Source organism: Azotobacter chroococcum (assembly GCF_004339665.1).
In the GTDB taxonomy this organism is placed as follows: domain Bacteria; phylum Pseudomonadota; class Gammaproteobacteria; order Pseudomonadales; family Pseudomonadaceae; genus Azotobacter; species Azotobacter chroococcum.
In genome coordinates, this window is sequence record NZ_SMMU01000003.1 from 193,020 (window position 1) to 207,014 (window position 13,995).

Annotated in this window: 13 protein-coding genes; 8 read left to right on the plus strand and 5 right to left on the minus strand. The window is 67.9% G+C overall.

The window, feature by feature from the left end; all coding sequences use genetic code 11:
* The first annotated feature begins 90 nt into the window (after positions 1-90).
* From mreC to tldD, 7 genes are all read left to right on the plus strand, one after another.
* Positions 91-1,083, plus strand: a complete 993-nt coding sequence (gene mreC, locus EV691_RS04900) for a rod shape-determining protein MreC (protein WP_278250244.1) — start codon at positions 91-93, stop codon at positions 1,081-1,083.
* Positions 1,083-1,562 carry a rod shape-determining protein MreD gene (gene mreD, locus EV691_RS04905; RefSeq protein ID WP_039805639.1) on the plus strand — a complete coding sequence of 160 codons (480 nt, stop codon included), beginning with the start codon at positions 1,083-1,085 and terminating at the stop codon, positions 1,560-1,562. The genes mreC and mreD overlap by 1 nt, the downstream gene beginning before the upstream one ends.
* 52 nt (positions 1,563-1,614) lie before the next feature.
* Positions 1,615-2,202: a Maf family protein gene (locus EV691_RS04910; protein WP_131300151.1), complete on the plus strand. Its 588-nt coding sequence runs from the start codon at positions 1,615-1,617 to the stop codon at positions 2,200-2,202.
* A 46-nt stretch (positions 2,203-2,248) separates the two neighbouring features.
* Positions 2,249-3,706 (plus strand): ribonuclease G, encoded by a 1,458-nt coding sequence (gene rng, locus EV691_RS04915; RefSeq protein WP_131300153.1) that lies wholly within the window; start codon positions 2,249-2,251, stop codon positions 3,704-3,706.
* 9 nt (positions 3,707-3,715) lie between these two features.
* Positions 3,716-7,549: a YhdP family protein gene (locus tag EV691_RS04920; RefSeq protein ID WP_131300155.1), complete on the plus strand. Its 3,834-nt coding sequence runs from the start codon at positions 3,716-3,718 to the stop codon at positions 7,547-7,549.
* A gap of 76 nt (positions 7,550-7,625) precedes the next feature.
* Entirely contained in the window at positions 7,626-8,474 is an 849-nt protein-coding gene (locus tag EV691_RS04925; RefSeq protein WP_131300157.1) for a carbon-nitrogen hydrolase family protein, read from the plus strand.
* Between the two features lie 2 nt (positions 8,475-8,476).
* Complete coding sequence (gene tldD / locus EV691_RS04930; protein WP_131300160.1) at positions 8,477-9,919, plus strand: metalloprotease TldD; 1,443 nt, start codon at positions 8,477-8,479, stop codon at positions 9,917-9,919.
* 33 nt (positions 9,920-9,952) lie between these two features.
* Here the strand turns inward: tldD and yjgA are convergent, their stop codons facing one another.
* A complete protein-coding gene (gene yjgA, locus EV691_RS04935) occupies positions 9,953-10,471 on the minus strand; it encodes a ribosome biogenesis factor YjgA (protein ID WP_089167400.1) in 519 nt (172 codons plus the stop codon).
* 77 nt (positions 10,472-10,548) lie between these two features.
* Here yjgA and pmbA point away from each other — a divergent pair, with 77 nt between their 5' ends.
* Positions 10,549-11,895, plus strand: coding sequence for a metalloprotease PmbA (gene pmbA, locus EV691_RS04940; protein ID WP_131300163.1), 1,347 nt, complete (start codon positions 10,549-10,551; stop codon positions 11,893-11,895).
* A gap of 62 nt (positions 11,896-11,957) precedes the next feature.
* Here the strand turns inward: pmbA and EV691_RS04945 are convergent, their stop codons facing one another.
* The 4 genes from EV691_RS04945 to hpf all read right to left on the minus strand — a co-directional run bounded on the left by EV691_RS04945 (position 11,958) and on the right by hpf (position 13,986).
* Entirely contained in the window at positions 11,958-12,230 is a 273-nt protein-coding gene (locus EV691_RS04945; RefSeq protein WP_089167402.1) for an HPr family phosphocarrier protein, read from the minus strand.
* 15 nt (positions 12,231-12,245) lie between these two features.
* Entirely contained in the window at positions 12,246-13,103 is an 858-nt protein-coding gene (rapZ, locus tag EV691_RS04950; RefSeq protein WP_089167403.1) for an RNase adapter RapZ, read from the minus strand.
* 97 nt (positions 13,104-13,200) lie between these two features.
* Complete coding sequence (gene ptsN / locus EV691_RS04955) at positions 13,201-13,665, minus strand: PTS IIA-like nitrogen regulatory protein PtsN (protein ID WP_131300165.1); 465 nt, start codon at positions 13,663-13,665, stop codon at positions 13,201-13,203.
* 12 nt (positions 13,666-13,677) lie between these two features.
* The gene (gene hpf / locus EV691_RS04960; protein ID WP_089167405.1) at positions 13,678-13,986 is read right to left on the minus strand and encodes a ribosome hibernation-promoting factor, HPF/YfiA family; all 309 of its coding nucleotides are present in this window, start codon (positions 13,984-13,986) and stop codon (positions 13,678-13,680) included.
* Between the last annotated feature and the right edge of the window lie 9 nt (positions 13,987-13,995).

Consider the following 13,995-nt stretch of genomic DNA (forward strand, 5'->3'; position numbering starts at 1 on the left):
GGTTGTACGCCGAAAGCGACGCCTGGCGCCGTTTTCGGCGCCTGGCTGACGGTCGAGGCTTGTAGTAGTCGCGAGGAACCCGCTATCAAACTGCTCTTCAGCAAAGGGCCTTCGCTCGTGATGCGCCTGTTGGTGCTGGCGGTGCTTGCCGCCACGCTGATGGTGGTGGATGCCCGTTTCGATACCCTCAAGCCGGTGCGCAGCCAGCTGGGGCTGGTGCTGACCCCCTTCTACGGGCTGGCCGATTTGCCGGTGCGTATCTGGGATGGCATCAACCAGCAGTTCAGCAGCCGCAGCGAACTGCTCGCGGAGAACGAGAAGCTCAAGGCCGAGGCCCTGCTGATGCAGCGCCGCCTGCAGAAACTGGCGGCGCTGACCGAGCAGAACGTGCGCCTGCGCGAACTGCTCAATTCCGCGGCGCTGGTCGACGAGAAGGTGCTGGTCGGCGAGCTGATCGGCGTCGATCCCAATCCCTTTACCCATCGCATCCTGATCGACAAGGGCGAGCGCGACGGCGTGTTTCTCGGTCAGCCGGTGCTCGACGCCCGCGGCCTGATGGGCCAGGTGGTGGAGGTCATGCCCTACACGGCGCGGGTCCTCCTGCTCACCGACACCACCCACAGCATCCCGGTGCAGGTCAACCGCAACGGCCTGCGCGCCATCGCCGTCGGCACCGGCAATCCGGAGCGCCTGGAGCTGCGCCATGTCGCCGATACCGCCGACATCAAGGAGGGCGACCTGCTGGTCAGCTCCGGTATGGGCCAGCGCTTTCCCGCCGGCTATCCGGTGGCCGTGGTGAGCGAGGTGATCCACGACTCCGGGCAGCCGTTCGCCATCGTCCGCGCCGTGCCCACGGCGGCCCTCAACCGCACCCGCTACATGCTGATGGTGTTCAGCGATCCGCGCTCGCCGGAGCAGCGCGCCAGCGAGGCGGCCCAGGCCCAGGAGGCGCATGACCGCCAGCTCGCCGAACAGGCCGGAAGCCAGGCGCCTGTGCCCGCCGCGCCGGCGCCTGCAGCGGCCGTTCCCGCACCGGCCCCGCCGTCGCGGCCGGCCCCGGCGGGCACAGGCGGGGCGCGCTGATGGGCGAGCACAACGGTTGGCTGATCTGGGCCAGCTACCTGGTGGGCCTGCTGCTCAGCGTGGCGCCCATGCCGGGCTTCATGGAGGTTGGCCGGCCGCTGTGGCTGGCGATGTTCATCACCTACTGGATTCTGGCCGTGCCGCAGCGGGTCAGCATGACTGTGACCTGGCTGCTGGGGCTGGCGATGGATGTGCTCTACGGCGTTTTGCTCGGGCAGCATGCGCTGACCCTGACGCTGATTGCCTTCCTGATGCTGACGCTGCAGCAGCGTGTCCGCATGTTTCCGTTGTGGCAACAGAGCCTGGTCCTGCTGGTAGTCTTCGGTCTGGCCCAGCTGGTGCAGCTCTGGCTCAATGCGCTGGCCGGCAACCGCCCGCCGACCCTCGCCTTCCTGCTGCCGGCCCTGGTCAGCGCCTTGCTCTGGCCCTGGGTGTTCACCGCCCTGCGTAGCCTACGACTGCGCTTCAATGTCAATTAACCCCCCGTCCCCGGCGAGACGGCGGGCGGGGCTTCGGACAGAGGGAAATCGCATGGCTGCCACGCTTTACCTGGCTTCCGGTTCGCCCCGCCGGCGCGAGCTGCTGACGCAGATCGGCGTGCCCTTCGTTCCGCTCAGCGTGGCCATCGACGAAACTCCCGCGCCGGACGAGACGCCGGCCGCCTATGTGGAGCGCCTGGCGCGCGGCAAGGCGGCGGCTGGCCTGGCCAGCCTCGCCGACCGGCAGGCGGTGGTGCTCGGCGCGGACACCACGGTGGTACTGGACGGGCGCATCCTCGGCAAGCCGGGGGACCATGCCGAGGCGCTGGCCATGCTGCAGGCGCTCGGCGGGCGCGAGCACGAGGTGCTGACCGCGGTGGCCCTGGCCGCGGCCGGGCGCAGCGCGGTGCGGGTGGTGCGCAGCCGGGTGGCCTTCCGTCCGCTCACCAGCGCCGAGGCCGAGGCCTACTGGGCCACCGGCGAGCCGCTGGACAAGGCCGGCGGCTATGCCATCCAGGGCTTGGCCGCAGTGTTTGTCAGCGGCCTCGAGGGCAGCTATTCGGCGGTGGTCGGCCTGCCACTCTGTGAAACCGCGCAACTGCTGGCCGAGTTCGGCATTCCGTGCTGGCAACAACAATGACAAGGCGCCTGAGCAGACAAGCTGCGCCCAGCTTCGGGACTATGCAATGAGCGAAGAGATTCTGATCAATATCACGCCGATGGAGTCGCGCGTGGCGGTGGTGGAGAATGGGGTGCTGCAGGAGGTGCATGTCGAGCGCACCCAGCGCCGCGGCATCGTCGGCAACATCTACAAGGGCCGGGTGGTGCGGGTGCTGCCGGGCATGCAGGCGGCCTTCGTCGACATCGGCCTGGAGCGCGCCGCGTTCATCCATGCCGCGGAGATTTCCAGCCGCGAGGGCAGTGCGGTGGAGAACATCGCGGCCCTGGTGCACGAGGGGCAGGGCCTGGTGGTGCAGGTCACCAAGGATCCGATCGGCAGCAAGGGGGCCCGGCTGACCACCCATCTGTCGATTCCCTCGCGCTACCTGGTCTACATGCCGCGCACCCGCCATGTCGGCATCTCCCTGAAGATCGAGGATGAGGCCGAGCGCGAGCGCCTGAAGAAGGTGGTCGCCGACTGCGTGGCCGGCGAAGGGATCGAGCACGAGGGCGGCTTCATCCTGCGCACCGCTGCCGAAGGCGCCGGGGCCGACGAGATCCTCGCGGACATCCGCTACCTGCGCCGCCTGTGGGATCAGATCGCCGGGCAGATGCAGACTGCCAGCGCGCCGACGGTGATCTACGAGGATCTCAGCCTGGCCCTGCGCACCCTGCGCGATCTGGTCAGCCCGCGTATCGAGAAGATCCGCATCGACTCGCGGGAAACCTTCCAGAAGGTTTCGCATTTCGTCGCCGAACTGATGCCGGAGATCGCCGACCGTCTCGAGCACTATCCCGGCGAGCGGCCGATCTTCGACCTGTACGGGGTCGAGGACGAGGTCCAGCGGGCCCTGGAGCGCAAGGTGATGCTCAAGTCCGGTGGCTACCTGATCATCGATCCGGCCGAGGCGATGACCACCATCGACGTCAATACCGGCGCCTTCGTCGGCCATCGCACCCTGGAAGAAACCATCTTCAAGACCAACCTCGAGGCGGCCACCGCGATCGCCCGCCAGCTGCGCCTGCGCAACCTGGGCGGGATCATCATCATTGACTTCATCGACATGGAGGACGAGGAGCATCAGCGCCAGGTGCTGCGTACCCTGGAGAAGCAGCTGGAGCGCGACCACGCCAAGACCAACATCATCGGCATCACCGTGCTCGGGCTGGTGCAGATGACCCGCAAGCGTACCCGGGAAAGCCTCGAGCAGGTGCTCTGCGAGCCCTGCAACTGCTGCCAGGGACGCGGCAAGCTGAAGACGGCGGAAACCATCTGCTACGAGATCTTCCGCGAGATTCTCCGGGAGGCCCGTGCCTACCAGGCCGAGGGCTACCTGGTGCTGGCCAACCAGAAGGTGGTCGACCGGCTGCTCGACGAGGAGTCGGGCAACGTCGCCGATCTCGAGGCCTTCATCGGCCGGCCCATCAAGTTCCAGGTCGAGGGCACCTACTCCCAGGAGCAGTACGATGTTGTCCTGCTGTAAGCCCTGACCATGCCGCGACTCTCCCGCCTGCCTGCGGTCGTTCTGCGCATCCTGCTGGGGCTCGGCTTTCTCGGCCTGATGCTGCTGGCGCTGGGCGTCAGCCTAGGTCGCCAGCTGGCGCCGCTGGTCGCCGATACCCGTCTCGAGGTGCAGGCGCGGGTCCGCGACGTGCTGGACATGCCGGTCGCCATCCGCGCTCTGGAGGGACGCTGGAGCGCCTTGGCGCCACGGTTGCTGGCGCGCGACGTGACGATCGGCGAGGGCGAGGATGCGCTGCATCTGGAGCGGGTCCAGGTGCGCCTCGATCTGCTGCGCACCCTGCTGGCCCGCGAGTTGCGCGTCGCCGCGCTGGAGGTCGAGGGGGTAAGTTTCACCCTGGCGCAGGATGCCGAGGGGCGCTGGGCCCTGGAGGGGGCGCCGCAGCGCGGCCGGCAGCGGCCGTTCAATCCGGACGAGTCCCTGCGCGCGCTCGAGCGGATCGACCATCTGTCGCTGCTGGACAGCCAGATCACCTTCGCGCCGCACGGACAGGAGCCTTTCTCCTTCCAGAGCGTCGACCTCACGCTGCGCAGCGACGGCTGGCAGCAGCGCCTCGATGGTCGCCTGAGTCTGCCCGACGGTCAGCCGCTGCAGTGGAGCCTGCACGGCCAGTTGGCCGACGCGGGCTGGCGGCAGAGTCCTGCCGAGCTGTACGTCAGTCTGCCGCAGAGCGACTGGGCGGGCTGGGTGCCGCGCAGTCTGACCGGCGACTGGCGGATCGAGCGGCTGCGTGCCGGTGGGGAGTTCTGGCTGTCCTGGGCCGAGGGCCGCCTGCAGCGCGCGGCGACCCGCCTGCAGGCGCCCGAGTTGCGTGTCCGCCGCGCCGGGCAGGTGCCGGCCGAAGTGTGCGATCTGGCGTTGAGCGGGCATTTCCTGCGCGATGGCGAGGATTTCCGTGCGCTGCTCGACTCCCTGGCGGTCGATTTTGGCAAGTCCCGCTGGGACGGTGTGCAGGTCGCCCTCGAACACCGGGTGGCGGCTGATGCGCCAGACGCCTGGACGCTGACCGCCAATCAGCTCGACCTGACCCCGCTGATGCCGCTGGTGCAGTCGCTGGCGCCGCTGCCGCAGGCGGCCGAGACCGCCCTGGCGGCCTTGCGGCCGCGCGGCACTCTGCGCAATCTGCGGCTGGATTACCGGCCGCAGGCCGAGGGCGGCCAGCGACTCGCCTATGCGGCCAATCTCCAGGGGGTGGCCTTCGACGCCTGGTACGGCGCGCCGGCGGCGGGCAATGTCAGCGGCAGCGTCAGCGGCGATCTGGCCGGCGGCGAGCTGCGGTTCAATGGCAACGACCTCTCGCTGCATCTCGCGCGCCTATTCCCCCGCCCCTGGCATTACCGGCATGCCGCCGGGCGACTGTTCTGGCAGATCGACGAGCAGGGCGTGACCCTGCGCAGCCCCTATGTGCAGACGGACGGCGAGGAGGGTCGCGCCGCCGGCGATTTCCTGATCCGCCTGCGTAGCGACCCCGCCGAAGAGGACTACATGGACCTGCGCGTCGGCCTGCGCGACGGCGACGCCCGTTACGCCGAGAAATATCTGCCGACGCTGGCGCCCGGATTGTCGCCGCAGCTGGCCGAGTGGCTGAAGACCTCGATCCGCGCCGGTCGCGTGGAGGAGGGCTATTTCCTCTATCAGGGTTCGCTGAACAAGGGGGCCGAGGATGCAGCACGCAGCCTCGGCCTGTTCTTCAAGGTGCGCGACGCCGAGCTGGCCTATCAGCCGGGCTGGCCGGAGCTGCGCGAGGCGCAGGGGCAGGTGTTCGTCGAGGACAGCGGCGTGCGTGTGGTCCTGGATGAAGGGCGGGTGCTCGACACCCGGCTGACATCGGCCACGGCCGAGATTCCCTCGGCCAAGGACGGCGTGCCGCGGCTGCTGCTCAAGGGCGAGCTGGAGGGCAGCGTCGGCGACGGCCTGCGCATTCTCCAGGAGGCGCCGCTGGAAACCAGGGAGATTTTCGCCGGCTGGACCGGCGAGGGGCCGTTGCAGGGCCGGCTCACGCTGGACATCCCGCTGCGCCGGGAGGCGGAGCGGCCGACGCGCGTGGTGGCCGAGCTGCGCACCGAGGGCGCGCGGCTGCAGATGGCCCAGCCGAACCTGCAACTGACCCGCCTGCAGGGCGCCTTCACCTACGACACGACGAAGGGGCTCAGCGCGCCGGAGATCCGCGCCCAGGTGTTCGGCCGGCCGGTGCGCGGTCGGGCGCTCGCCGAGGGGCGCAACGGCAAGGCGCGGACCCGCATCCTGGCCGACGGGCAGGTGGCGGCAGCCTCCCTGCTCGGGTGGCTGCAGGTGTCCCAGCGCCTGCCGCTCTCCGGCGAGCTACCCTATCGCCTCGAGCTGCTGCTGGATGGCGCGAACAGCTGGCTGCAGGCCGACTCCAGCTTGCGCGGCCTGCGCATCGACCTGCCGGAGCCGTTCGGCAAGGTGGCCCAGGAATCCCGTGACACGCGCTGGCACATGACCCTGGACGGCGCCGAGCGCCGCTATCGGCTGGACTATGCCGACCTGGCCAGCCTGGCTCTGGCTGCGCCGCCGGAGCGTTTCCAGAAGGCCCGCGGCGAGCTGCTGCTCGGCTCCGATCAGGCCCGGCTGCCTGCGACGCAGGGGCTGTGGGTGCGCGGCCGCGTCGCTCACCTGGACTGGGATGCCTGGCAGGCGGCCTTGGGCGCCATGGTCTCCCAGGGGGGGCAGGATCGCCTGCTGAGCGGCGCCGAGCTGGATATCGGCCGCTTCCAGGGCTTCGGCACTACCCTGAGTCCGCTCAGCGTCCGGATGACCCCCAGTCGGGCCGGCTGGAGCCTGCTGCTCGACGGTCCGCAGATCCGGGGGCGCGTCGCTGTCCCGACGGCGGCCCAGGCGCCGATCGTCGTCGATCTATCCCATCTGCAGCTGCCGGCCAGCACGCCGGGCACGGCCGGTGCGCCGACGACCACGGCAGCCGCGGCGGATCCTCTGCGGGCGGTCGACCCACGGAAGATTCCGGCGCTGGATGTGCGCATTGCCCGCCTGCAGCAGGGCGCCGAGCTGCTCGGGGCCTGGTCGCTGAAGGCGCGGCCGCGTTCCGACGGGGTGCAGTTCAGCGACCTGAACCTGGACCTCAAGGGCCTGCGGGTGCTTGGCAGCGCCGGCTGGCAGGGGCCGCCCGGCGCCACCCGCAGCTGGTTCCGCGGGCATCTGCGGGGCGGCGATCTCGCCGATGTGCTGCTGGCCTGGGGGTTTGCGCCGAGCGCGAGCAGCCAAGAGTTCCGCGTGGACATCGATGGCAACTGGCCGGGATCGCCGGCGGCCCTGGCCCTGCAGCGCTACACCGGCAGCTTCGACATCAGTCTGAGCCGGGGGCAGTTCCGCGAGGTGGAAGGGGCTGCTTCGGCCTTGCGGATGTTCGGCGTACTCAATTTCAACGCCATCGGCCGCCGGCTGCGCCTGGATTTTTCAGACCTGTTCGGCAAGGGACTGAGCTACGACAAGGTCACAGGTCTGGTCGAGGGGCGCAACGGGATCTTCAGGACGGAAGTCCCGCTGACCCTGAGCGGACCGTCGAGCAACCTCGAGCTGGACGGCATCCTCAACCTGCCCGGCGACAGCATCGATGCCAAGCTGCTGGTCACCCTGCCGATCAGCAACAACCTGCCGCTCGCCGCACTGCTGGTCGGCGCACCGGCGGTCGGCGGGGCGCTGTTCGTCGTCGACAAGCTGCTCGGAAATCACGTGGCGCGTTTCGCCAGCGTGCAGTACCGCGTCCAGGGTCCCTGGCGAGAGCCTAGAATTACCTTCGAGAAGCCCTTCGAGAAGCCGCGCTGACAGGAAAGAGGGTTGCAGTGGGCGGCGAAGTGCGAGAGCGTGGGCGGGCGAAACCGGGAAACAGCGGAGAAGGCCAATGAGCGTGGCGGTACTGCAGATGGTCAGCCAGGACGATGTGCCGGCCAACTTGGTGACTGCGCGCCGCCTGCTCGAACAGGCCGCCGCCGGCGGAGCGCGCCTTGCCGTCCTGCCGGAGAACTTCGCCGCCATGGGCCGGCGCGACGGCGCCGCCCTGGGCCGCGCCGAAGCCGAGGGCCGCGGTCCGGTGCTGCCCTGCCTGCGCCAGGCGGCCCGCGACTTCGGCCTGTGGATAGTCGCCGGCACCCTGCCGTTGCCGCCGGCCGGTCGGCCGCAGGCCAAGGCCCATGCCTGTTCGCTGTTGTTCGACGACCATGGCGAGCTGGTGGCCCGCTACGACAAGCTGCACCTGTTCGATGTGGACGTGGCGGACCAGCGCGGGCGCTACCGCGAGTCGGACGATTACGCCCACGGCGAGCGGCTGGTGGTGGCGAACACCCCGGTCGGCCGTCTCGGCCTGACGGTCTGCTACGACCTGCGCTTTCCCGAACTCTACGGCGCCCTGCGCGACGCCGGAGCCGAGCTGATCAGCGCCCCCTCGGCCTTCACCGCGGTGACCGGCGCCGCCCACTGGCACGTGCTGGTGCGCGCACGGGCACTGGAGACCCAGTGCTATGTGCTGGCGGCCGGCCAGGGCGGTCGGCATCCCGGACCCCGGGAAACCTATGGCCATTCGGCCATCGTCGACCCCTGGGGGCGGCTGCTGGCCGAACAGGCGCAGGGCGAGGGGGTGCTGCTGGCCAGCCGCGATGCCGAGGAGCAGGCGGCGATCCGTCAGCGTATGCCGATGCACCGCCATCGGCGATTTTCAGTGTCGGCCGTGCCGCGGCCGGTCGAAATGGAGTGAATATGAGCGAGTTGTTGTTACCCGTCAGTCAGCAGCTGCTGAGCCCCGGCGGCCTGGATCTCGATGCCTTGCCGGCCCTGCTCGGCGAGCTGGCCGGTCCCGGCATCGACGCGGCCGACCTGTACTTCCAGAGCCAGGTGTCCGAGTCCTGGGTGCTGGAGGACGGCATCGTCAAGGAGGGCAGCTTCCATCTCGACCAGGGTGTCGGCGTGCGCGCCCAGTCCGGCGAGAAGACCGGCTTCGCCTACAGCAATGCGATCACCGGCGAGGCGCTGCGCCAGGCGGCCCAAGCGGCCCGCTCGATCGCCCGTGCCGGGCAGCGGGGCCGCGTGCAGGCCTTCGCCGCGGCCCCGGTGACGCGTCTCTATGCGCCGGGCAATCCGCTGGAGGTGATCGACCGGGCGGAGAAGGTCGAGCTGCTCAAGCGCATCGATGCCGCCACCCGGGCATTGGATCCGCGCATCAAGCAGGTCACGGTGAGCCTGGCCGGAGTCTGGGAGCACATCCTGATCGCCGCCAGCGATGGCAGCCTGGGGGCCGATGTGCGGCCGCTGGTGCGCTTCAACGTCAGTGTCATCGTCGAGCAGAACGGCCGCCGCGAGCGCGGCGGGCAGGGCGGCGGCGGACGCACCGACTACCGCTTCTTCCTCGACGAGGATCGCGCCATGGAGTATTCCCGCGAGGCGGTGCGTCAGGCGCTGGTCAACCTCGAGACGATTCCGGCGCCGGCCGGCACGCTGCCGGTGGTGCTCGGCCCGGGCTGGTCCGGCGTGCTCCTGCACGAGGCGGTCGGTCACGGTCTGGAGGGCGACTTCAACCGCAAGGGCAGCTCGGCCTATAGCGGGAGGGTCGGTGAGCGGGTGGCTTCCAGCCTCTGCACCATCGTCGACGACGGTACCCTGGCCGGCCGGCGCGGTTCGCTCAGCGTGGACGACGAGGGCACGCCGACCCAGTGCACCACGCTGATCGAGAACGGCATCCTGCGCGGCTACATGCAGGACAAGCTGAACGCCCGCCTGATGGGCGTGGCGCCGACCGGCAACGGCCGCCGCGAGTCATACTCGCACCTGCCGATGCCGCGGATGACCAACACCTACATGCTGGCCGGGCAGAGCGAGCCCGAGGAGATCATCGCCTCGGTGAAGAGGGGGATCTACTGTGCCAGCCTGGGCGGCGGTCAGGTGGACATCACCAGCGGCAAGTTCGTCTTCTCCACCAGCGAGGCCTATCTGATCGAGGATGGCCGGATCACCACGCCGGTCAAGGGCGCGACCCTGATCGGCAACGGTCCGGAGGTGATGACGCGGGTTTCCATGGTCGGCAACGACCTGGCGCTGGACAGCGGCGTCGGCACCTGCGGCAAGGATGGCCAGTCGGTGCCGGTTGGCGTCGGCCAGCCGACCCTGAAGATCGATGCGATCACCGTGGGCGGTACCGGTGCCTGAGGCGGGACAGGATGGCCGGGCCGCCCTGTGCCGTCAGCGCAGCCCGCGTTTGCTTTCGTCGAGATCACGGATGTACTTGAAGATCTTGCGGCTGGCGGCCGGCGGCTTGTTCTGCTCAGTTTCGTGGCGGGCCTGGCGGATCAGGCCGCGCAGGTGCTGGCGGTCGGTGTCCGGGTAGTCGCCGACGAAGGCTTCGAGCGCGTCGTCGCCGCCTGCGAGCAGCCGGTCGCGCCAGCGTTCGAGGGCGTGGAAGCGTTCGTTGTACTGGCGGCTGGAGGCATCCAACTGCTCGAAGAGAGCGAGAATGGCGTCGACGTCCTGGTCACGCATCAGCTTGCCGATGTACTGGAGGTGCCGCTTGCGGGCGATGTGCGCGGTGTGTTTCGACGCATCCAGCAGGGCACGGTGCAGGGCGTCGGTCAGCGGCAGGCGATCGAGTTGCTCGGGCCTGAGGGTGGTCAGGCGCTCGCCGAGTTCCTGCAGGGCATGCAGTTCGCGCTTGACCTGGGATTTGCTCTTCTCCTCGGAGAAGTCTTGGTGAAATTCAGACATGGTGGTGGTCCAGAGATATACGCCGCCATGATAACAGCAGCTCCGGAGCGACTGGCCCGGACCTGACAGGAGTAGTTATGAATTCAGCAGAAATGGTCGGTCCGCAGGCGCTGCCGGAGTTGCGGGCCAAGGTCGAGCGGATACTCGCCGAGAGCGCGCATCAGGGTGCCACGGCCTGCGAGGTGTCCGTATCCATCGAGCAGGGCCTGTCCACCACGGTGCGCCAAGGCGAGGTGGAAACCGTCGAGTTCAATCGCGACCAAGGGTTCGGCATCACCCTCTATCTCGGCCAGCGCAAGGGTTCGGCGAGCACCTCGGCGACCGGCGAGGCGGCGATCCGGGAAACCGTGGCCGCCGCGCTGGCGATCGCCCGGCATGCCTCCGAGGACGACTGCGCCGGCCTGCCGGACGCTGCGCTGATGCCCGGCGAACTTCCGGAACTGGATCTCTTCCATCCTTGGGCGATCAGCCCCGAACAGGCCATCGAGCGGGCGCTGGAGTGCGAGGCGGCGGCCTTCGCCGCCGATCCGCGGATTCGCAACGCCGACGGCACCTCGCTCAACTCCCATCAGGGCTGCCGGGTCTACGGCAACAGCCATGGCTTCATCGGCGGCTATGCCAGCACCCGGCACAGCCTCAGCTGCGTGATGATCGCCGAAGGCGAAGGGCAGATGCAGCGCGACTACTGGTATGACGTCAACCGGCGCGGCGAGGCGCTGGCCGATCCGCAGACGATCGGCCGGCGGGCGGCGGAGCGGGCGGCACGGCGTCTCGGCGCGCGGCCGGTGCCGACCTGCGAGGTACCGGTGCTGTTCTCCGCCGAACTGGCCACCGGGCTGTTCGGCCATTTCATCGGCGCCATCACCGGCGGCAATCTCTATCGGCACGCCTCCTTCCTCGAGGGCGCCCTGGGGGAGCAGTTGTTCCCCGAATGGCTGAACCTCGACGAGCGTCCGCACATTCCCCGGGCTCTAGGCAGTGCGGCCTTCGATGCCGACGGGCTGCCGACCCGCGCCAAGCATTTCGTCGAGCAGGGCCGTCTGGCCAGCTATGCCCTAGGCACCTATTCGGGACGCAAGCTGGGCATGCCGAGCACGGCCAATGCCGGTGGGGTGCACAACCTGTTCGTCAGCCATGGCGAGGAGGATCAGGCCGCACTGATCCGCCGGATGGGGCGCGGACTGCTGCTGACCGAACTGATGGGGCAGGGGCTCAATCTGGTGACCGGCGATTATTCCCGTGGTGCCGGCGGCTTCTGGGTGGAGAACGGCGAGATCCAGTACCCGGTGCAGGAGGTGACCATCGCCGGCAACCTGCGCGACATGTTCCGGCAGATCGTTGCAGTGGGTAACGATCTGGAACACCGCAGCAACATTTGCACCGGTTCGGTGCTTGTCGAGCGAATGACCCTGGCAGGAAGCTGAGCGAAGTGATGCCGGCCGAGGCGTCTGCCGCCGGACGGCCCGGTGGCAGAGGCGTCGCGTATTTATTCGTCTTCGTCGAAGCGATTGTTGATCAGCTCGACCAGTGCCTCCAGCGCCTCGCAGTCCTGTTCGCCTTCGGTATGCAGGTGAATGGGCGTTCCCTTGCCGGCGGCCAGCATCATGACCGCCATGATGCTCTTGCCGTCGACCAGGCTCTCCGGCGCTCGGCCGATGCGCACCGCACAGGCGTAGCGCCCGGCGACCCCGACGAACTTGGCCGCTGCCCGGGCATGCAGCCCAAGCTTGTTGATGATGGTGATTTCGCAGGCGGGCATCGCGTTATCCATCCTTCAGCAGAGGTCGCGGTGGCGAACCTGAACGTTCTTGAGTGACTGTTTCAATGTTCGGCCCAGCCGCTCGGCCAGGTAGACCGAGCGGTGATGGCCACCGGTACAGCCGATCGCGATGGTGACATAGGCGCGGTTGCTGGCAGCGAAGCGGGGCAGCCATTTATGCAGATAGGCTTGGATGTCCTGATACATCTCCTCGACGTCCGGCTGGGCGGCGAGATAGTCTGCGACCGGTCGATCCAGGCCGGAAAAGTTGCGCAGGTCCGGTTTCCAGTAGGGGTTGGGCAGGCAGCGCACATCGAACACCAGATCCGCATCCACCGGCATTCCCCGCTTGAAGCCGAAGGATTCGATCAGAAAAGCCGTGCCCGGTTCCGGCTTGTCCAGCAGGCGCAGCTTGAGCGTGTCGCGTAGCTGATGGAGGTTGAGGTGGCTGGTGTCGATCTTGAGGTCGGCCAGATCCTTGATCGGCGCGAGCAGCCGGCTCTCGTCGCGAATCGCTTCGGCCAGCGAGCGGTTCTCGTTGGTCAGCGGATGGCGTCGACGGGTTTCCGAGAAACGCTTGAGCAGGGTTTCGTCGTCGGCGTCCAGATAGAGCAGGTCGCAGAGGATGTAGCGGGTGCGCACCTCGGCCAGCAACTCGGGGAAGCGTTTCAGCTGGCTGGGCAGGTTGCGTGCATCGATGGATACCGCGACTTGGGGTTGGATAAGTTCGGTATGCAGCAGCGCCCGTTCGGCCAGCTCTGGAAGCAGGACGGCCGGCAGGTTGTCGATGCAGAAGAAACCGTTGTCTTCCAGTACGTCGAGGGCGGTGCTTTTGCCGGAGCCGGAGCGGCCGCTGACGATGATCACGCGCATGATGGGGGTTTTCCGTCGTCAGGAGTGGTTGCCGAAAGCTGGGCTGCCAATTGCTCGTTCACAGTCGACGAACCTCCGCACTCCCGGACGCGGAACCCTACTGGCCCTTCTGCGCGTCCGCCACGACCTGGTAAAGGGCTTCGCTGCTCTCGACCTGACGCAGGCGTTCGCGTATCTCGCCGCGATCGAGCATGCTGGCGATCTGACGAAGCAATTGCAGATGTTCGTCGGTGGCGGCCTCCGGAACCAGCAGGACGAACAGCAGGTCGACCGGTGCGCCATCGATGGCATCGAAATCGATCGGAGCCTCCAGACGAAGCAGGACACTGATCGGGGCAGGACAACCGGGCAGGCGGCAATGGGGAATGGCGATGCCATTGCCAAAACCGGTCGAACCCAGTTTTTCACGGGCAATCAGGCTCTCGAAAATGGTCTGCTGATCCAGGTCGGGCATTTCGCGGGCGACCAGATTGGCGATGTATTCGAGAGCGCGCTTCTTGCTTCCCCCCGGCACGTTCACCAGGGAACGGCCGGGAGTCAGGATGTCTTCGAGTCTGATCATGGGACGGAAGAGTCAGCGGGCCGTAGCGCCCTGCTGGCGTTCGATCTGCTTTTCCTTGTACTTGATCAGTTGACGGTCGAGCTTGTCGACAAGGAGGTCGATGGCTGCATACATGTCCTCATGCTCGGCGTTGGCGACCACTTCGGCACCGGAGACATGCAAGGTCGCTTCGATCTTCTGCTTGAGCTTTTCGACGGACATGATCACCTGCACATTAGTGATGCGATCGAAATGGCGCTCGAGTCGGTTGATTTTCTCCTCAACATAGTCGCGTAGGGCGTCGGTCACATCCAGCTGATGTCCACTGATGTTGACTTGCATACCGCTTTC